We start from the raw sequence: 20,189 nt of genomic DNA, 5'->3' as shown, positions 1-20,189 counted from the left end.
GGAATCTCGCAATTCCGGCCTCATGAGGTAAGATGGTCATCTTACCTGCAGCACGATAACGTGTGCCATTCCGTTTGAAACTACTCACCGCTTCCTGCCTTCATAGGGACAGAGGTACGGCTTTCGGGACAAAGGCTCCGAGACGACTTCGCACAAAGGATTATGGCGAAGGTTTCAGCTTTCCCTCCGCTCTCTGGGCATAAGAGCCCCTGCGCTTTCTTCTCTTCATAGCAAACTGGATATTCTTGTTGGTCACTATATTAACATATGCAAACTTGATTTTTCAATACCCCGAGCATCCATTCTTTTACTTTTGAATAAAAGCTTAAGGTAAGGTCACCGCAGCAATTCCTAAGAAGTATTACTCCCTGCGGCCATGGAGTCCATTATTTTCCTGATCTATTCAGGGAAGTCATTTTACTTTGCCTTCCCCGGCATAATGCTGTACAAAGTCGATGCGCTGGGCCAAGGTCGGATGCGAGCCGACGAAGAATTGCACCAGCGGCGGAGGATTGACATCCGACAGGCTGTTGGCAGCCAGCTGTTGAAATGCCCGTATCCCCTCATCGGGATTCTCTCTCAGCTGAATGGCATATTCATCGGCACTGTGCTCCTGCATTCTGGAAATCGCATTGTCGATGGGAGATGCTGCAAAGGTAAGCACGGATACCACCAGCAGCAGGATGGGAAGACCGGCAATATCCGTAAGACCCCTGAGTCGCAAGGTGGGGCCCCATCGCTGATGAATCCAGTTCCATAAGCGGTATACCAGCCAAAACCCGATAAAGCTTTCTACAATACCCCATAACGTCCCCCACAGTACATGCTTCTTCACGTAATGCCCCATCTCATGAGCCATAATGAACAAGATTTCATCCGGCTTCAGCTTTTGCAGCGTCGTGTCCCAGAGCACGATTCGGGTCGTAGCTCCGATCCCGCTGACATAGGCATTCAAGGTATTCGTCTGCCGGGATTTATCAACCTGGTACACCTGATCCGCAGGGATGTTCGCCTGCCTGGCTTCGTCCAATATTTGCTGCTTCAGCTCCTGATTCTGTAAAGGCTTGAAATCATTAAAGATCGGCTCCATGACCACCGGCTGGATAAAGGTAAAGAACAACGTCAGCGGGATTGAGGCCGCCCAGCCTATTAGCCACCACCGTCTCGGGCTTTTGTTAATGACCCAGTACAAAAGCCAGTACATCGGAATGGAGACGATCAGATTCACGCCGAAGCTTTTGCCAAGATCCAGCATCCACGCTCCGAAGCTTTGATTGGTCAATCCGTAGGATCGGTCTAATTGATGCAAATAATAGCTTAACGGAAATTGGATCAGCTCCAGCAGAAGCTGCAGCATCAGCAGATAGACGGCCATTTGCAATAGCGACCATCGAAAGAGCCCCTCAGATCGCCGTCGCAGCCAGGCTGAAATCCCCAAAGTCAGCAGCAGAAATAGAATCCCCCACATGACCGGGGTCGATATAAAGTAAGAGAGATAGCCGATTGTTGACAGCCGGTGTATGCTTCGAATTTGCTCGTCCGTCATAAAGGTTCCCGGATCGGCAGGACCTCCGCGAAGCGCCTCCGGTACATAAGCCTCGGGCTGATGAAGGAAGTAGTAGCTTACCGCAGCGCAGTAAACGATTAGAATGACCAAGCCGATGAGTCCTCGTTTCATAATTCTCCTCCCCTTCGGATGTCTCGGATCAAACAGGCTATCTCCTCATTATAGTCCATTCTTTTCCTATTTATCACATCGAGGGAGGAGCAAGTCTTAACTTTAACCCTGTAAAGTGAAGCCTTGGCTTCGAAGCGGATTCTGTCACTTTGCGGGGAGCCCCGAAATTCATAGAACAAAAAAACCTTGGCTGATGCCAAGGCTTCGTTCTCTACACATGCGAAGCTTGTTACTGCTTCACCGTTTTATTATACTGCTGAATCTTGGACGTAATCTCCTTAGCGGCAGCGTCGAGCGCGTCCTTCGGCGATTTTTTGTTATTTAATACCTCCTCAATGGCTCCCTCAACGATCTGTCTGGCTTCAGGGAACACGCCCATCACAGCTCCTTGGGTCGCAGTATTCAGCTTCGTTTGATGCAGCTGATTGATGGCTGTCTGGAATTGCGGGAATTTCTTCAGATTGTCTTTCACGCTTTGTTCGTCATAAGCTTTCTTAGTAATCGGGAAGTAACCGGTATTAATATGCCAGTAGGCCTGCTCCTTAGGTGAAGTCAGGAATTTGATGAATTCCCAGGCCGCCTTCTGTTCGTCGTTCGGCTTGTCATTCATTATCCATAAGCTGGCTCCGCCGACGACAACACCGCCTTCCTTGGCATTCGCCGGCTTCGGCAGGAAGCCTGTTCCTACCTGGAATTTCCCTTCCGCATTATCGACCAGCCCTTTCAGGGAAGCCGTCGATTCCAGAATCATCCCGACCTGCCCGGCCGAGAACGCCTTCTTGGAATCATCGGTTTTGCGGCCGAGGTTGTTAGCCGCCTTCGTATCGATCATTTCCTTCCACCAGGTCAGCGTCTTGATACCCGCTTCACTGTTCACGATAGATTCCGTTGCCAACGACGTCCTTCCGTTGCCGTTATTCACGTACTCGGCTCCCTGGTTGGCAAAAAACTGCTCCATGAACCAACCGTATATGGCAAAGTTCGCTCCTGTCGCTTTCCCGGTTTTCGTAATCGCATCCGCCGCTTTTTGCACCTCCTCGAACGTTTTGGGCGGCTTCTCCGGATCCAGTCCCGCTGCTTTGAACAGATCTTTATTGTAATAAAGGATAGGGTTGGACGTGTTGAACGGCATGGAATTCAGCTTCCCGTTCAGAGTATAGTAGCCGGTAATATTGGGCTCCAGCTGAGTTAAATCGAATTTGTCCTCGTCGATGAATTTTTGCATAGGGGTAATCGTCTTGGAGTCAATCATAAAGCGGCTTCCAATCTCGTACATCTGGACAAGACTCGGGCCGTCCTTGGAGCCCATGCTCGCTTTCAGCTTGCTGAGCAAATCGTCATAGGTGCCTTGAAAAATCGCCTCTACCTTGATCTTATCCTGGGATGCGTTAAAATCCGCTACAAGCTGATCGACCACTTTGGTATTGGATCCGCCCATGGCATGCCAGAATACCACTTTTTTCTGTCCTGAAGACGAGCTTCCCCCCTTGTCGCCAGCTCCTGTTTCCTGGTTGCCTCCACAGGCGGTCGTAGCTAACACGATAGCTGCAACCGCGAGACTCCATAACCCCTTTTTGCTCCTAAGCTTCATCGTTTCACGCCCCTAATCTGTTTGATGTATAGAAAACTTCGATATCGAAGTATCTCTAACCGATTGATTCTCTCGCCTATCCCTTGATAGCACCGGCTGTAATGCCGCGAATCAGCTGTTTGACGCCGAAGGCCAGCATAATAAAGGATGGCAGCAATACAAGGGAAACACCAGCCAATATTAAATTCCAGGACATGACCTCTTCATGCTGAAGCATGGACACCCCGATCTGAACCGTTCTCATCGTCGGTTTGTTCGTAATGAGCAGAGGCCATAAATAGGCGTTCCAGTGGTTGATGAACACGTACACGAACAAGGTAGCTACTGCAGGACGCGACAATGGAAGAACGATTGAGAAAAAGGTGCGAAGCTGTCCGCAGCCGTCGATTTTGGCCGCATCGAACAGCTCGTTCGGAAGCTGCAGGAAAAATTGCCGCAGCAGGAATACGCCGAAAGCGCCGGCCATGAAAGGAACGATCAGCCCTTGATAGCTGTCCATCCACCCTAACGACTTGATAGTCAAGTAGTTGGGAATGACAGTGACCTCCCAAGGAATCATCATGGTGGACAAATATAACAGGAAGAGCGCATTCTTAAACCTGAAGGTCAAGAACGCAAATGCAAAGGCCGCCATGCTGGAAGTAACAACTTGACAGACGGTAATGGCTGAGGATACGACAAAGCTGTTCACGATAAAGCGGATAATAGGCACAGTCTGGAGAGCCTTAGTAAAATTGCCGAGATACAGCTGATGCGGGAATAACGGCGGCGGGAAGACTGCGACCTCTTTTTCCGTCATGAACGAGGAAAGGATCGTGAACAAAAGCGGATACAGCACAGCCAACGCGAGTGCGGCCAGCAGAAGATACAGAAGCGTTCGGAATAGTCCTCGTAGGATCACTGGTAATGCACCTTCTTTTCCAGAACTTTAAACTGGACGATTGTCAGGAGCAAAATAATAAGGAACAATATCAAGGCCTGCGCACTGCCGATGCCGAAGCGGAAATTGATGAATGCATCCTGATAGATGGAGAAAACAACGACGTTGGTGCTGTTAATCGGACCGCCCTTGGTCAAAATATTGATTTGGCCGAAGGCCTGAAAGGCGGAAATGACCGAGACGATGAGGACAAAGAATAAAGTCGGGGACAACAAAGGAAGCACGATCTGGATGAAGGTTCGGACAGGTCCGGAGCCGTCGATTTTGGCGCTCTCATACAGCTCTTCCGGCACACCCTGCAAGCCGCTCAATAGGATAATATAGACGAAGCCCATATTCATCCAGACTGTCATTAACGAAACCGATAGCAACGCCCAAGAGGGATCGGCCAGCCAGGAGATAGGAGATATCCCCAGGAATCCGATAAAATAATTCAGCATCCCGGCCGTAGGGTGGAACAGCAGCAGCCAAATGATCGAGCCTGTACCGACGGAAATGACAATCGGCAGCGAAAATACGAACTGAAATACCTTCATTCCTCTCAGCTTGTTATGTGTCAGCGCCGCCAGCAAGAGAGACCATACAATCGTCGTTGGCACCGTCAGCACAATAAACATCAGGGTTACCTTCAGATTGGAATAAAATTGACCGGAGGAAAACAGGTCCACATAGTTATCCAGCCAGACGAAGGCGGCTACACGCCCGCGCGGATCCGTTAAAGTCATGCTAAGATAGACGGAGCGGAGCATCGGATAAAACAGGAAGCAGATAAACACAAGCAGCGATGGAGCCAAGAACAAGAACCCCAGCAGCTCTTCTTTCTTTTGGGATTTTTTTGCAGAAGCATTCGTTGACGCAGACATTGATGAGCCTCCTTTCCTTTTCAAAATTGGACAAAAAGGTAAAGCGCTTACTCCTGTCGCCTAAATAACCCCTTCCCTGCGGCTTCACCATTAGAAGAAACTTAGTATTCTCCGCAATGTTCGAGATCTATGGGCAAACAAAAACACATAAATCGCCTTCATCAATCGAAGCAACCTATGTGTATATTCTCCGGATCTCCTACACAATGTATTAACTTGTGAACTTATTGTAAACGCTATCAATCATACTGTCAACCATTATTTTCCGTTTTTATTTGTCCTGCGGTCTATTACTTCTAATAAGGTTATGTCCCGCCGTCCACTTCTTGTGTTCCGGAAACAGAACAGGCGGATGTATCGCATCCGCCCTTAATATCAGATTATTTCACTTTTTCCAGTGGAATGGTCCAGTCTGCTTCCGGAATCCAGGTGCTGTTCGCGAACTCCCAGCCCCTTACGGTTACCTTATCCTCGTAGACCTGCACGTACATGCCTTGCGATTTGGTCAGAGGCTCCGGATTGCGCGTAAGCCCTACAGAAGCATTGACGAACCAATGGAACGTCTCTTTGGTGTAGTGGTTGGAGCCGTTGTCGAAATCCTGATGCGTATGGCCGGAAATGACGAAGACATTCGGATACGGCTTCAAGATTTCCCTGAATTGATTGGCCCGAATTAATCGATGCGACCCTCCGTCCTGCCCGATCGCAGGCAGAGGCTGATGAATGAGCACGAAGATCGGCTTCCCGTCCGTAGTCTCCTTCAGCTTGGCTTCCAACCATGCCATCTGCGCGTCGGAATACCAGGCGCCTTCCCCTACCTCCGGCATTTCCTGAAGATAGGATTCCTGTGACATGAGGATGAAATGGTAGCCCTTGATATCAAAATCGTTATACGGCTTCGTATACCAGAACATCTTCTGGAATCGTTCCCTCGACTCGGCATCGGTCTTGCCGTTCGGCATCGAGGCCGTATTGAATGCGCCGCTCTTGTCGATCCATATATTATAATAATCATGATTGCCCATATTGGCGTACAGCTGCGGCAGCTTGTAGCTGCTCAATATCGATTGCAGCGACTTGTACTCGAGTTCCGTGCCGTAATCCGTTAAATCCCCGCCTAACAGCAGCGCATCTACCGGATGGCTGAAATACTGAATCTGGTACAGCGCGTTTCTCAATTTACGCGGCGTATTTTTATCATAGATCGAAACATGCAGGTCGCTTAATACAAAAAATGACAACAGCGGCTCTGTCGAAGCCACGGGCTTTACTTCTTCTATGACCGTATCTGTCTTGGTTTCTTGCTCCGTCCTCGAAGTAAAAGATTGGTACAGCATTTTAAATAAAGCGTTGACCGATCCGTCTACTACAACACTCATGCTAAGCAGCATTTTTACAAATTCACGTCTAGTCATACGATCCCTTCCGTTGTTACGCAACAATATCGTTATGTAATCCAGGACTTGGAGCCCTTACCCTATCATAACAATAACCCTCGTTATCTTCAAATCTACGATAGACCTATTTATAATGATAGACTAGGTGGAAAGAGTGCGCGGAGATAAAGAGGCTGAGCAGCTCTCTGTCCGCCCAGCCTCGACTATTACAGATTATTTAAATACCTTCATCCGTTCCTCTATCGTTTTGAACTGCTTCTCTCCGGGAGGAGCCGTCGGCTTTCCGAACGGCATTTGGGCAATCAGCTTCCAGGTATCAGGCAGCTTCCAGGCTTCTCTCACCTTCTCGTCGATCAACGGATTGTAATGCTGTAGATTGGCGCCAAGCCCTTCGCTTTCCAGAGCAGTCCAAATGACCATCTGAAGCATACCGTTCGATTGCATCGACCAGTTCGGGAAATGCTCCTTATACGAGGCGAATTGGGCCTGCAAGCCTTCGACGACAGCCATGTCTTCAAAATACAAAATGGTTCCGTAGCCGCTCCGAAACCCGTTCATTTTTTGCTCCGTTGACTGGAAGTCTCCCTTCACGATGGCGCGCAGCGTTTCTTTGGTCAAATCCCACAGCTTGTTATGCTGCTCTCCGAACAAAACCACCACTCTTGCGCTTTGCGAATTAAAGGCGGATGGCGTATGCTTCACCGACTCTTCGATAATTTGAACAATCCGGTCATCGGGGATCGGCGACTCCTTGCCGAGGCCATAAATCGTACGTCTTTCGCGTACGGCCGTCATAAAGTCCTTGTCCGTACTAACGGTTCCTGCCATAGTCTATCCCTCCAATATCCAAGTATTTTTAGCAACTGGCGTAGTATTTGCCTTAATATGGATGGCTATACCATGGGGAAGGCAAGAAAAAACGAACTGCCTGCGCAGTCCGTTCCCTGAATCATTGCTCTAGATTATTAGCCTTCCTGTCCGTTTCCAGCAGCTTGACCTTGGCATTCGTCAGAACATTGTTCTCCACCGTATAATTGGAGCTGCCCGTACCTGCATATCGGGTCGATATCCCTTCGGACTCAATGTTAGAGGTCAGCGTATTGCCTCTGATGATAGCCTCTTTAACGGTAGAAGGATTAGTCCGGGTCCAATAATCTCCGATCATGACCATGTAATCCGTCGGTCTGGCAAATTGATTCGCTTCGAGCACGTTATTTTCGAACACGACCTTAGCAGCTTTGACCGCTTTAAAGGCATACAGCTTATCAATCAACTCAAAGGAAGAATCGGTTACAGTCACTTCAGCCTTCTCATTGTTAACCAGAATGCCTTGATTCACTCTTATCGTACACCCGTTAAACGCATACGGTCCTGCATCATCCAGCATGATGCCCCCGTTAATCGAACCGCCTAATGACTCCAGATCGCAATCATTGTACGTACCAAGGGGTAAATTCATCGAGGTAGCATTGACAATTTTGATCCGATCAAAAATACTCCCTTTAGCTACGCCTCCGGTCATTGCTCCCCCGTTCAAGACAATGTTGCTTAAATGTATCGGGCTTCCCCAGATGGACAGCTCGCCGCTCTTATTGTTGTTCATCGTTACATTGGAAGCTTCAACGCCGAAGGGCTGTTTGCTGCTGATCGCAAACTTGGAATCCGTGAATGTCATACCGTCTATGCTAATATTCGGCCCCTCGAGGAATGTATAGGAATTATTCATCTCATTCCCTTCGAACTTCACATCGTGGTACGCATAAATGCTGGTACCGTCAAAATGATTGTCCTTGATCAAGGCGTTCGTAAAAGGAGGCGACACCGCCAAGCCAATGACGCCTTTCGAGGCCAGATGATTCCCCTCGACCGTTGCATTATGGCCATCATACAGAACCACATCATAGGATGCATTGTTATAGAACCGGTTCTCTTTAATAAAAATATTGCTGTTCATATGGCCGTTCTCGCCGTATCCCGCTTCCACATCAATCCCTGCCTGCGGAGCCGTTCCCTTGATGTCATGCAGCTCATTATTAGTGATCGTGACTTGATCGCCCCCGGCAATCGTTATCCCTTGTCTGCGGTTAAACGCAAACTCCGAATTTTTGACCACGACCTCCTTGGATACGGCACGCTGCCAAAATTCCACATAGGACCCGACGCTTCCCGCTTGCTTGAATACGATATTGAAGCTGGCTGCTCCATCAGGGATTTTCATAATTTGACGTACCTGCTGATCCTTTAAGCTTGTCAAAAAGCTGCCGTCCTGCTTGTAGAAAAAGACATCGAATGTATTCGGGAGCTTCTGCCGGTTGGACAGCTCGAATTCCCGCTCCGTTTGAAAAATAGGATTATTAAAGTTTAGCAGGCTCTTTAGACGGATTTTGCCGGGATCTGCAATCGGGTTGCCCTTCTCATCGATAGAACCCGATACAAAGCTCGTTTCGTAGAGATCCTGAATCATCGTCCCTTTGCCGCCTATAAATAAACCGTCGCCGGTAAAATTAACCGATTTGACCCCATCAATCGTCACGTTAATAGCGCCTTCGGTAACGATCCCGTAGCCGCCTTCGTGGGTTCCTCTTGCGGAGTAATCATGGCTATCCTTATCTCCCCGAAAGGTTCCTCCTTTGATGGTCACGTTATTGGCCCCGTAGCCGATGTGCAAAGTCTGATATCCTGTGAAGCCGTTCGTTTCCTTCTGGATGACCGCCTTCTCGTCAAGCTCGAAGGTCATATCGGGGACCATATTGATCCGAGCCGAGGTATCCAAAAATAATTTGGGATCCTGCTTTTTAATAAGATACGTTCCTGCCGGAACCTTGAATGTAGTCTTTCCATTCTCATGCGCCCATTTTAACGCATCATTAAAGCCCTTGGTCGTTTCTACCGGATGCGTGCCGTCGTCGTAGATTCCCCAATCCTTGGGAACCAATTGATACACCTTATCCGATGCATCGGCAGCTGTCCCGGTTGAATCCGCCGCGGCCGCGCTCCATTGAAAGGAAAATAATAAAACCAGAAGTAAAATAAGCCTCATATCATTTCTCCACCACTCTCCGCATTGGTTATCCTCTATTTTCAAAACCAGATGGACCGTCATACCCTGCTAGTACAAATCTATACGGTTCCCCCTTCCGTATTTGTCTCTCTATTAAGCCCTAGGAAGATTTTGTCATACTATGGCATATGTTTCAAGAAAGACCAAAGTCACAAAATCAAGCTAATGCTCGTTATCCCATAGGTATGTTAGGAGAGGGGATGAAAATACATGACAATAGAACTATCCGCGGTCTGGGTCTAAAGACATGAGAAGAGTCTGCAATGCGAAGTCATGGGTTCAAAAGCCGGATCAGATACTTTGCGGGGAACTCCCGGAACTTATATAGGATCAAAAAAGCATCCTCATCCCTCGCCATGGGCAAAGGATAAGGATGCTTCAAGCTAAAGCTTACGGATAAAAGGTGTTTTGCGGGGTCGTTGTCGGACACCAGCGGGATTTCAGCAGAAAGTCGATCAGCACGTTTTTGGCTGTATCCGTACCGATGTAATGCAGCGCTTCCGCCGCATGACCACGAACGTACCGGTTATCGTCCTCCAATGCCTGCTCCAGCGCAGGAACCGCTTTATCTGCCGCTGCTCCCATCCGGCAAAGCGACAGACCTGCTGTGAAACGGACCTGGACGTCCTCATCTTGAAGACATTGGATCAATCCGTCCACAACCTGTTCGGTTGGTTCACCGATCAAGGCAATCGCCTCGGTAACGGTTTGGCGAATCACAGTAGGGGTGGACGGCTCCAGCAAGGCCAGAAGCTTCGGAACGGAAGAGGAAGCCAGCCCGCGCAGCTCACCGAGAGCGAAGGCGGCATGAACAACGGTCTCCGTGCGCTCTGCAGAGAGAGCTGCCTCCAGCCCGGCCACGGCTCCGGCACCTGCTGCCGATAATCCGTAGGCGGCTGTCCGCGACACCTTAACGCTACTGTGATGGAGCCCTTGAAGCAGCGCTTCGATTCCCTTGGCTCCCCTAGCGGCCAGACCGTATGCGGCGTTAATCGCATTAGGCTCGAAAGCATCCTCAAGCTGAGCTGCAAGCTCCTGAACTTGAGCGTCATCCGCCTGAACGGTGTCGGCCAGACTCCCTACTTGACCGGAGAGCCAGTTCCAGGTGTCTCTCCACATCTCTTCATGCTCTACGATGCTGGTGCTGAATGACACCGGCTTCCTCCATTCCCGGTCCGTGCAATCCCAGCTCGGAGACGTCGGGGCTTCTGTTCTCATGAATTCGAACTTGAGCATATATCTTGGCTTGCCAAGAATGTTCGGTGTCGAGCGATGCCAAATATCGTAATGGATCAAAGCAAAGGTCCCTGCCTTGCCGCTTGCAACGGCTTCTCCCTCCACATCATCCGATTCAAATGTACGGGTCTCGTAATTTTGAGTTCCCGGCAAGACACCGGTAGGTCCCAGCTCCACCGGAGTATCCTGTGGGAAATACATGACCATTGCCCACCAAGGATGGTGATTGCGCATTTTTTTGTAGCCCCAGTAGCTGTCCTTGTGCCACCCTCCCGCTTTAGGAGAGGCATTGAAATGACCGTGACGGTGAGTATGCATTAGGTAGTTCGGTCCAAGCACACTCGTTAAAGCCCCGGTCACGATAGGGTGGTCAAACACCTTCTGCAAATCGCGGAGACGCGGCAGCAGGTTATTGCCCGGATTGCCCTCTTCCTCGTATACCTGATTCAGCTGCTCTGTGAGCCTTTGATGAAATTCCTCCGGAAAATCTGTCTTAAGGATCAAAAACCCTTCCGTGATAAACCTTCTCATTTGCTCATCATTTAATAATACAGGTACTTCGCGGCCCATGACATTGCCTCCTTAAATTTGGTTCATATTGTGTTCTTGAATCAAATTATAGTCATCGGGCTGGAGGCTTCACATACAGAATGCTAATTCAAATTTGCACAAAAGTAAGGATTATTCGAACAAACCAAGGTCCTCCATGTCGAGAACACGGTCCGCCCACTCCTGATAAAACGACTGTTCATGAGATACGAGCAGGATACTACCCGTAAATTTGATTAAAGCACTCTGCAGCGCATCTTTGGTCTCGGCATCCAGATGATTGGTCGGCTCATCCAGAATCAGGACGTTGGAACCCTTAAGCAGCATTCGGCACAGCTTCACCTTGGATTGCTCTCCGCCGCTCAGCGTTCGGATGGATTGCATGACATGAGCTTCCTTGATACCGCATCGGGACAGATGCCGGCGTATATCCTTCCCATTCATTTGCGGGAAGGCCTCGGCTATAATCTGGACCGGTGTCATTCCGTCGTCCTCCCAGCGCAAATCCTGCTCAAAATAGCCGAGCTTTGCTTGCTCCGCAAATTTGAAGGTGCCGGAAAGACGGGGAAGCTTTCCTACCAAGGTCTTCAGCAGAGTGGACTTGCCTATGCCGTTAAAGCCGGTAATAACCAGCTTCTCCCCGCCGGCCATGGAAAAATTCAATTTAGGCAGCAGCGGCTTACCGTAGCCTACCTCCAATTGACTGACCTCAAGCACCGCCTGCGAGGTAAGCGGCAGCTCCCTGAATGTAATGGACGGCTTAGAGACGAAAGTCGGAGGGGCGATTCGTTCCAACCGGTCAAGCTGCTTTTGCCGGCCTCTTGCGATTCGGGAATTGACACCCGCTTTATTTTTACGGATATAGGCTTCGGTCTGCTCGATCTTCTTCTGCTGGGCATGGTATTGACGTATATGGTCCTCCCGCAAGTGAGCCTTCTGCTTCAAAAATTGCTTGAAGGTGCCGTAATATTTCCTTACGGTTTGGCCTTCAATATCGCAGATGCTCGTAGCCACGGCTTCCAGGAACTCATAATGGTGGGTTACCACAATGAAGGCCTGCTTGCTAAGGGATAAATACTCGGCCAGCCAGTCAACGTGCTCCTTATCAAGAAAATTCGTCGGTTCGTCCAGCAGCAGCACGTCCGGCTTCTCGAGCAGTAGCTTTGCCAGGATGACTTTAGCTCTCTGGCCGCCGCTTAAGCTCTCAATGGACCGGTCAATCCCTATCGCATCGATTCCTAAACCGTGCACTACTTTGCTGATAAGGCTATCGATAGAAAAATAATCGAGAGCGTCAAGGCGCTCTTGTACCTCCGCGGCTTTCAGCAGCAGCGCTTCGTCGCCCGTGGCTGCGCTCTGTTCATATAATCGGTTCAGCTCCGCTTCCAGCTCGTAAGCCTCCGCAAAAGCGGCTTGGAGGTACTGCAGAATCGACTTGCTTCCGCTGATTTCGGCGTATTGATCAAGATGGCCGATTTTACAATGGGGCTGCCATTTAATAGTTCCGCTATCCGGGATGATCTCGCCCGTCAAAATACGGATCAGGGTGCTTTTCCCCGTCCCGTTTTGGCCGACGACTCCCAAATGCTCTCCCTTATAAAGCTCCAGCTGAACGTTTCTGTATAAAACTTTATCCCCGTAAGCATGGGACATATCGTACACTTCAAGCAAACTCATTTTGCATTCCTCTTTTCCTTAAATATGTGAAAAACAAAAAAAGCAGAAGGCAACTGCACCCTCAGGTGCAAGCCTTCTGCTTCTCTGTACACAGCAAGCCGTGTACCGGGAATATAACTTCAGCGATGGAAGCTGAACGGTTATACACAAAAGGCCGCAGACAAAACCTTGTCTGCAGCCTCTTAATCTCTATCACCAACCGACGGCACGACAAAATAAGCGTGATGAACACACTCTTTTTTTCGGGCTATCGGTCGATGAAATAAAAAGCAATTCGCTTTTTTGATTAAGCTCCGGACAACGTTTCATCGTTTTTATCCGTTTGTACGGAGCGGCCTTTGGCAATGCGTTTAACCGTTTTCAAGCGTTCCATTTGAAACCTTCCTTTCATTTGGTCACAGTTTATTATGGTTGCTTTCTTTTGTCAAGTTCCATTTACCCTAAGGGAATTTAAATGAATTCAAGCTCACCTGAGCAATGAAGGCAGTCAGGGAAGCTTGGATGGATGAGACATCGGCACGCGTTCTAAGCTCATAAACGCGCTGTGCCAAGCCACTCAGCTGATCCTAGACCAATATCACACCGGAATGACTCTCCAGAATTGTTGCATCCCTCATGCACCCCTGCTAATCCGCCTGCAATGGCCGCTATCGAATCGGCATCGCCACCTTAATACGCTGCTTGTTGCACAGCATCCAGGAAGGATCCTTAATGGGCTTCCTTTCGAAGTGCATCCGCAGCCTTAAATGCCAGTGCAGCTCGCGCCGGAGCCGTATTTAGCCCGATAGCGGCCAATAGTAAAGCGGCAAAAACGACGGAAAGCAAGGCGAATGGATACCCCGATGTCAAACTTTCCTGAAAGGACTCCCGGCTTACCTGAAACAATTGCTTAATCAAATGCGCCCCTGTCGAACCAATCAGCCAGCCTACAGCTAAGCCAACAGCACTAATCATGACGCCCTCGGTCAAAAACATATAATAAATGATACGGTCGCTAACGCCAATACAGCGCATCATCGCCACTTCCTTGCTTCGTTCCCTGATTGCTCTGAACTGTATGACCGCAAGACCCAGCAGGCCGATAAAAGCCGACAAAATCGTAAATCCGATAAACCCGTTGCCCATCTGACGGTACATAAGCTGCTCTGCGCTATTGCTCAAATAAGGAACCTTAAAGGTATGCACTTGATGGAGCAGAAATTGCTCTTCCAACTGCTGCGAAAGCTTTATATTTTTGTAATCAAATCTGAATAATACGATGCCTTTATTGCTTTGGTTAGGCCATTTAAAGCCATATGCCTTGAGCTCCTGCGCGATTTCCGGGTGTACATAGGTTGCCCCATATAAATCAATAAGCGTATTTTTGGCCTGATCCGGAGTAAAGCCAGCGATCACAAACGCTTTTTCCAGCATGACCTGCCGCTGCTTTCCTTCCGCTATCAAGCCACTCTCAAGTACATGCAGTGTAATCGTATCGCCCGCCTTCAACCCTTCTGCCTGCCCCTCTATTTTTCGGCCCATGTAAAAGTGCGGCAAAATAATGTACTGCTGATCATTGGCCACCCGCTCCCATGCTGCTTGATCCGAGCTGAACTCTGAATCCCTGCCGAGCAGCTCGATTCCTGATTGAAGAATTGGCTTCGTCACAGGCACAATAGCTTGACCAAGATCGTATTCGCGAGATTGTATCATAAAGGGTTCGATCACGACCTGATCCTCAAGCTGTTCTTGAATAAGCACCGCTGCCTGTTCAATGCTGCGCCTCTCTTCGTCTGTCTGGTAGGTCGCATAGCCGCCAAAGCCGATAATCGTCTGCTCATTGCGCTCCACATCCCGCATCTCGTCCAGCAGCTGATTGAGACTTGCCGTAAAAGTAATCGTCAGCATGACAAGGGCAAACAGCAGCCCGGTTGTATAGGTCCGGCCCAGTTGCCTCCGCGGATACTTAACTGCAAGCAGCAGCGACAGCTTGGGTACTCCCAACAAGCGCAGCAAACGATGCAGCGGCTTCTCCAGGGCATGCAAAAAGTAGATCAGCAGGAACAACAGCGTGAAGCAAGCACCAAGCCAGGCAACTGCCGTCAGCAAAATGCCGGAGTTGTCCGGATCAGGCGTTGTGATAAATACGTCGCGCACATGCTTGCCCATCACTAGCAATCCAAGCAACACAAGCCCGGTGACCAGCAGCTTTCGTCCAAAGATCGCATCTGACTTTACGCTGGAGTCCCCGCGAAGGGCCGCGACAATTTGCAGCTTGCTCGCTTTTCGGGCAGCTGCGACAGCTGTGAGAAACAGCACAAACCATATAAACGCCAGCAGCCAAACAGCTGTATCCACCGTAAAATGCGGCCTGACCGGGATATGGTCGCTCGTCAGTCTTTGGAGCACTTCTGCAAAACTGCCATACAGCCAATGAATCAGACCATAGGATGCCGCGGCGCCAAGCAGAACTCCCGCCAAGGCGCTCAATAGGGAGAGCATCGAAGCTTCCACCAGAAACATGGAGAAAATATGCCTGCGGGAAAGCCCGATCGCCCGCAAAGTGCCGTATATTTCTGTCCGGGAATCCGCGATCATCAGCAGCACCTGTCTCATAAACAACAAGCTAGTCGCAATCGCCGCCAGACTGATCAGGCCAATCAAATAGGTAAAATTCATTTTCCCTATTTTTTGCTGCGCCTCCACCTTCAAATATTGCGGCTGCCAGCTCAGCTCGGATATCATCGGCATCGCCTGCGGGCTTGTTTGCGGATCAATGCTCGCGATCAGCACTGCCGGATAATGGCCGTCAGCCTCCAGTCCCGCCAGCTCACGCACGACAGACTCCGCACCAAAGACGGTTGCTGTCTGGGTACCCGATTCCCGATAGCCGGCGAGCCCCCGTTCCTCAACGATCATTCGAACCTGCAGCTTTCGGCTCCCCCGGCTTGATGTCACCTCGACAACATCGCCTTCCATCAGCTTCAGCTGCCCGGCCAGTCCGCTGTTCACAATGACTTCATTATCGGCCAGCTCCGCAGGCCACTGTACCGAAGCATCCCCTTCCAGCTTGGCCGCGGCTTGCAAGGAAAAGCCCATAAGCAGCACCTGCGAGAGCGCTGACGCATCCCGCTGCTGATCTTGACTGCGCACCACAGATACCTCTGTGGTCACATAAGGAAGAAAACGATAATCATGGTTCAACTTTTCCGCATACTGATCCATCAATTTCAGCTGATCGGGGTTAAAGGCTTGCTGCTGGTCCGGCGTTACTTTCCAGCTTATCGCGCCTAGTCTTTGCTCCAGCCAATCCTGCCCGCTTCGCTTCACCGACTCATAGTTGACGACACTAATGGTAATAAGCAGAGCCCCGATTACCCCGGCCACAAGGGTAAGCAGAGTTTGCCGCCAATGCCGTGTTAGATGGCTTGCGGCCATTTTCCATACTAAACGGGAAAAAATCATACAGCCCGCCCTCCATCATGCACGACCCGGCCGTTTTGCAAGCGAATGATGCGTTCCGCGCGTTCTGCGACGCCTTGATCATGAGTTACCATGACGATCGTCGTTCCGTGATGGCGATTCAGCATTTCCAGCAACCCGACAATTTGCTTAGCCGTCTCGGAATCCAGCGCGCCCGTCGGCTCGTCCGCCCAGATCAGCTCAGGCTTGCCGGCAATGGCCCTGGCTATCGCCACACGCTGATTTTGTCCGCCCGATAACTGGGAAGGATACGCTCCAAGCTTGTCCTTCAGGCCAACCTCCTTCAGCGCTTCAATCGCCCGCCGCTTCGCTTCTCTCGTACTTACGCCTCTGGCCAGGAGCGGCATTGCCGCATTCTCCCAGGCATTCAGCACCGGAATCAAGTGATAGGATTGAAAAATAAAGCCCATATGCTCAAGCCGAAATTGGGAAATTTGCTTCTCTTTGGCTTCATGCAAGGGCATATCGCCAATCCAAACCTCCCCGGTATCGATCGATTCGATGCCGGCCATAATATGCAGCAGCGTCGTTTTGCCGCAGCCTGAAGGACCTGTGACCGACACGAGCTCGCCCTTGCCGATTTCCAGGTTCACTTCACGGAGCGCGTGAGCCGCAGCCTCCCCTTTGCCGAACGTTTTACTTAACCCTGACACTCGTATGAACATCGTTTACAGTACCTCTCTTTCTCTAGAATGTCTCTACAGTATCAAAAGGATGTGCATACACGATGAAGCGAATGTGCAGAACTTGTGCAGATTTTACGATTCGTACATCACGGGCAAGCATACGGTGAAAGTCGTGCCTATCCCGAATGTGCTGTTCACGCTCACTGAGCCTCCGTGCACCTGTGCGTATTCTCTGACAATCGCCAGTCCAAGTCCCAGCCCTGTCCCCCTTGCCTGCCGATTCATCCCTTTTCGGCCGCGGTAAAAGCGGTCGAACACATAAGGCAGCTCCTCCTGCTCGATCCCCCACCCGTCGTCGTTGACCGTAATCGCAGTCTCACTGTCCGTTAGGGAGAGCTCCACGTGCACACGGCTGCGCGCATGGCGGAAAGCGTTGCCCAACAAATTGAGCAGTATGCTTCTGACTCGCTCCTTATCCGCAAAAATGCGCACCTCTTGCGCTTTGCTGAAGCTCGCGGTAATAGCCCTCTCCTCGCCCTCGACAGACAAAAACTCGAGCACCTCCTCGACAAGCGCCGAATAGGCAAACCACGCCTTGTGCAGATGCAGGTTTCCTGTCTCCGCCAGCGATAAATCCTGCAAGTCATGAACCAGCTTGGAAAGCCGCAGCGTCTCGTCATGAAGACCTACAATTTTATCGACGGTCAAGCTCGTTTCGCCCTGCAGGGCGTGTTCAAGCTGCGTTCGCATTATGGCAATGGGTGTACGCAGCTCATGCGCAATATCAGCGACCATAGAGCGCCTCACCTTCTCCAGACGGCTAATCGTCTCATGCAGCTGGTCGGCAGCGGCAAGCGCCTCCTGCACGGCAGCTGCGGCGTCCGCCGCTGTCGCTTGCCGCCACAGAGGGACAAGGTCTCCCGCATCAGGCTGCATCCGTTTGCGCAGTTGAGCGGCGAGTCCGTACATGTCCCGATGCTTCTGCTTTAGCATGCGCCTGTTGTACAGGAAGGCAGTCCCGTACAGCAGCAGTCCGAATACGGCTGCGCCAGATACAATCGCACGGCGCGCTGAGCGATCCTTCTCGGCACTAGCCTGCGTATAACCTACAAGCTGACCTCCTGACAGCACTGGGATGCTGCGGCCTGTATCGGCCGTTCGGCTCTCCTGTCCTGCTTGCGGCTGCAGTCCCGAAGAAGCGGAATCTTCTGCCGCCGGCTCCCAGCTCAGCCGATCCGCCTTAGCTCCAAAAGCCCCCGTCAACAGACTTCTGTCCATAGACTCCCAGCTGCCGGTCTGCTCGTAAACCGTTTTTGCGTAGCTGTTCCACAGCAGCTCTACGCTTTGCAGCTCTGCCTGCTCGGCTCGTTCCTGCAGCCACAGGACCAGGCCTCCAAGCACACAGGCTGCTCCAATACTTATAAATGCAAGCGCCAGATGAAGCCGCAGGGTGAAAGCCTGCACACCACCCGCCCCCTTTCGTTTGTCGTTGAAGGGCCGTTAGCCTTCAGCCGCCAGTTCGGCAAATCGGTACCCGACGCCGTATACTGTCTGAATATACTCGCAGTGCGCCCCGCCTTCCTCCAGCTTGCGTCGTAAATTGCGTATATGCGAGTCCAGCGTCCGCTCGTAGCCGATAAACACATCGCCAAGCGCCTCATCCATCAGATGAGTGCGGGTAAACACCCTTCCCGGATTAGAAGCCAGCCTCCACAGCAGCAGAAATTCGGTCCGCGTCAATTCCAGCCTCGTCTGCTCCAATTGCGCCGTAAACCGCACGAAGTCGAGCCTTAACTGCCCCCGCTGAACAACCTGCTCGTCCTGCTGTTCCTTATCTTGCGTCTTGCCTTTCCCAGTACGGCGCAGAACGGCTTTGATACGTGCGCTAAGCTCGCGAAGTCCAAAGGGCTTCGTCAAATAATCATCGGCTCCAAGCTCGAGGGCAAGCACCTTGTCCAGCTCGTCTCCTTTGGCCGTGACCATAATAAAAGGAAGCCCCCAATGCCTCTCGTTCCATTTGCACAGCTCAAGTCCGCTTTCTCCGCCGGGAAGCATCCAGTCCACAAGCAGCATATCAGGCTTCTTCTCTTCGACCAGCGCTTTGGCCTCGGCTACTGTCTCCGCTCCAAAAACCTCAATCGATTCCTTCTTCAAATATTGTGTCCATTCCTGCAGCAGCTGCCTCTCATCCTCGATCCATACGACTTTCAAAATCGCGCACCTCCGCCCCTTAATGTGCAATTATAGCTCTAGCCCTGTAACAGAGCAAAACAAAGCCGGGCTTGAACCAATCATTTTCAAGCTCGGCCTATGGCCCGCAGGAATACAGGTTCCCTTATGCCTGCAGACAATAAACGCCGATTCTCATCGAGGCGAAATGCGATATACGCAACGGCTCGCTCCGGATAGTGTTTCTCTATAAAGTCAAGCTGCCGTCTTCATGCTCTATCGTTTCCGCCATATAGCCCTCGTCTGTGCGCGATTGCGCAAGGGCCCCGAGCCGTTCCGCCAGCGTCAGCTCGGGAGGCGCTTTACGCGAATACCCCTCAAGCAAATGGCGATTGCTTCGGAAATCACCCTGGTCGTCAAGCACGTGGTGAACATGGAGATGCCGATTATCGTGCATAACCCGAGTGGTGTCCTCCGTGTTCTTCCAGACACAGCCTAGAATACCATCGTCCTCCTCATCGCTAGCAGGGAAGACAAACTTCTCCTTTTCGAATCAAACGACCATAACCTGGTTCACGAATTTATAGTACTTGAAGTTGGCTCCCGTACCCGATCCAATCTCCAGTACCTTTCCCCTGGCTTGTCCGATCAGCCGCTTACGGATCGCGCCAAAGGCGTAATGCTCTAAAGGCTGCATCCACAGGTCATAGGTTTTGTGAAAAAATGAACTCATTGCCCGTCCCCTTTTTTCATACGGATTCTAAACGGTACACATCCAACCACCTCTTATTATACAGGGTGACTGACGTCATATACTTACTTAAAATGAACTGTTTTAAGCAAAAATATGGTACAAAATTACATAATTATGAAAACTTTGTTCAGGTAAAATATGGTATAATTCATGACCTGAGCGAATGAAGTTGAAATTCACGGAGTC

15 protein-coding genes are annotated in these 20,189 nt (G+C 50.6%); all 15 read right to left on the bottom strand.

Annotation, left to right across the window (positions count from 1 at the left end):
* Positions 1-412: 412 nt before the first annotated feature.
* Complete coding sequence (locus B1728_RS04430) at positions 413-1,678, bottom strand: M48 family metallopeptidase (RefSeq protein ID WP_079908930.1); 1,266 nt, start codon at positions 1,676-1,678, stop codon at positions 413-415.
* Positions 1,679-1,907: 229 nt separating this feature from the next.
* A complete protein-coding gene (locus tag B1728_RS04425) occupies positions 1,908-3,269 on the bottom strand; it encodes an ABC transporter substrate-binding protein (protein ID WP_079908929.1) in 1,362 nt (453 codons plus the stop codon).
* Positions 3,270-3,345: 76 nt separating this feature from the next.
* Positions 3,346-4,170 carry a carbohydrate ABC transporter permease gene (locus tag B1728_RS04420; protein ID WP_079908928.1) on the bottom strand — a complete coding sequence of 275 codons (825 nt, stop codon included), beginning with the start codon at positions 4,168-4,170 and terminating at the stop codon, positions 3,346-3,348.
* A complete protein-coding gene (locus tag B1728_RS04415) occupies positions 4,167-5,072 on the bottom strand; it encodes a carbohydrate ABC transporter permease (protein ID WP_079908927.1) in 906 nt (301 codons plus the stop codon). Before B1728_RS04415 ends, B1728_RS04420 begins: the two co-directional genes overlap by 4 nt.
* A gap of 380 nt (positions 5,073-5,452) precedes the next feature.
* On the bottom strand, positions 5,453-6,487 hold the full coding sequence (locus tag B1728_RS04410; RefSeq protein ID WP_079908926.1) for a metallophosphoesterase family protein: 1,035 nt from the start codon (positions 6,485-6,487) through the stop codon (positions 5,453-5,455).
* Between the two features lie 195 nt (positions 6,488-6,682).
* Positions 6,683-7,297 carry a nitroreductase family protein gene (locus B1728_RS04405; RefSeq protein WP_079908925.1) on the bottom strand — a complete coding sequence of 205 codons (615 nt, stop codon included), beginning with the start codon at positions 7,295-7,297 and terminating at the stop codon, positions 6,683-6,685.
* 121 nt (positions 7,298-7,418) lie between these two features.
* Positions 7,419-9,509, bottom strand: a complete 2,091-nt coding sequence (locus tag B1728_RS04400; protein ID WP_179135878.1) for a right-handed parallel beta-helix repeat-containing protein — start codon at positions 9,507-9,509, stop codon at positions 7,419-7,421.
* Positions 9,510-9,920: 411 nt separating this feature from the next.
* Positions 9,921-11,336, bottom strand: coding sequence for a HEAT repeat domain-containing protein (locus tag B1728_RS04395; protein WP_079908923.1), 1,416 nt, complete (start codon positions 11,334-11,336; stop codon positions 9,921-9,923).
* 111 nt (positions 11,337-11,447) lie between these two features.
* Positions 11,448-12,992, bottom strand: coding sequence for an ABC-F family ATP-binding cassette domain-containing protein (locus tag B1728_RS04390; protein WP_079908922.1), 1,545 nt, complete (start codon positions 12,990-12,992; stop codon positions 11,448-11,450).
* 708 nt (positions 12,993-13,700) lie between these two features.
* Positions 13,701-16,436, bottom strand: a complete 2,736-nt coding sequence (locus B1728_RS04385; protein WP_079908921.1) for an ABC transporter permease — start codon at positions 16,434-16,436, stop codon at positions 13,701-13,703.
* Positions 16,433-17,119 carry an ABC transporter ATP-binding protein gene (locus B1728_RS04380; RefSeq protein ID WP_079908920.1) on the bottom strand — a complete coding sequence of 229 codons (687 nt, stop codon included), beginning with the start codon at positions 17,117-17,119 and terminating at the stop codon, positions 16,433-16,435. Before B1728_RS04380 ends, B1728_RS04385 begins: the two co-directional genes overlap by 4 nt.
* A 93-nt stretch (positions 17,120-17,212) precedes the next feature.
* A complete protein-coding gene (locus B1728_RS04375) occupies positions 17,213-18,544 on the bottom strand; it encodes a sensor histidine kinase (RefSeq protein WP_079908919.1) in 1,332 nt (443 codons plus the stop codon).
* Positions 18,545-18,580: 36 nt separating this feature from the next.
* Positions 18,581-19,291 carry a response regulator transcription factor gene (locus B1728_RS04370; protein WP_179135877.1) on the bottom strand — a complete coding sequence of 237 codons (711 nt, stop codon included), beginning with the start codon at positions 19,289-19,291 and terminating at the stop codon, positions 18,581-18,583.
* A 205-nt stretch (positions 19,292-19,496) separates the two neighbouring features.
* Positions 19,497-19,706: a hypothetical protein gene (locus B1728_RS04365; protein WP_079908917.1), complete on the bottom strand. Its 210-nt coding sequence runs from the start codon at positions 19,704-19,706 to the stop codon at positions 19,497-19,499.
* A gap of 96 nt (positions 19,707-19,802) precedes the next feature.
* Positions 19,803-19,982: a hypothetical protein gene (locus B1728_RS04360; protein WP_079908916.1), complete on the bottom strand. Its 180-nt coding sequence runs from the start codon at positions 19,980-19,982 to the stop codon at positions 19,803-19,805.
* Positions 19,983-20,189: the final 207 nt, after the last annotated feature.

Source organism: Paenibacillus sp. 32352, from assembly GCF_002042965.1.
Lineage (GTDB): Bacteria > Bacillota > Bacilli > Paenibacillales > NBRC-103111 > Paenibacillus_S > Paenibacillus_S vulneris.
Note: the sequence above shows the minus strand (reverse complement) of the source record. Positions and strands in the feature narration are given on the sequence as shown.

Bases quoted from the DNA above. Each gene is read 5' to 3' on its own strand.
- B1728_RS04410 (WP_079908926.1), bottom strand. From the start codon at position 6,487: ATGACTAGACGTGAATTTGTAAAAATGCTGCTTAGCATGAGTGTTGTA.
- B1728_RS04430 (WP_079908930.1), bottom strand. From the start codon at position 1,678: ATGAAACGAGGACTCATCGGCTTGGTCATTCTAATCGTTTACTGCGCT.
- B1728_RS04365 (WP_079908917.1), bottom strand. From the start codon at position 19,706: ATGCACGATAATCGGCATCTCCATGTTCACCACGTGCTTGACGACCAG.
- B1728_RS04390 (WP_079908922.1), bottom strand. From the start codon at position 12,992: ATGAGTTTGCTTGAAGTGTACGATATGTCCCATGCTTACGGGGATAAA.
- B1728_RS04415 (WP_079908927.1), bottom strand. From the start codon at position 5,072: ATGTCTGCGTCAACGAATGCTTCTGCAAAAAAATCCCAAAAGAAAGAA.
- B1728_RS04395 (WP_079908923.1), bottom strand. From the start codon at position 11,336: ATGGGCCGCGAAGTACCTGTATTATTAAATGATGAGCAAATGAGAAGG.
- B1728_RS04425 (WP_079908929.1), bottom strand. From the start codon at position 3,269: ATGAAGCTTAGGAGCAAAAAGGGGTTATGGAGTCTCGCGGTTGCAGCT.
- B1728_RS04385 (WP_079908921.1), bottom strand. From the start codon at position 16,436: ATGATTTTTTCCCGTTTAGTATGGAAAATGGCCGCAAGCCATCTAACA.
- B1728_RS04380 (WP_079908920.1), bottom strand. From the start codon at position 17,119: ATGTTCATACGAGTGTCAGGGTTAAGTAAAACGTTCGGCAAAGGGGAG.
- B1728_RS04405 (WP_079908925.1), bottom strand. From the start codon at position 7,297: ATGGCAGGAACCGTTAGTACGGACAAGGACTTTATGACGGCCGTACGC.
- B1728_RS04400 (WP_179135878.1), bottom strand. From the start codon at position 9,509: ATGAGGCTTATTTTACTTCTGGTTTTATTATTTTCCTTTCAATGGAGC.
- B1728_RS04360 (WP_079908916.1), bottom strand. From the start codon at position 19,982: ATGAGTTCATTTTTTCACAAAACCTATGACCTGTGGATGCAGCCTTTA.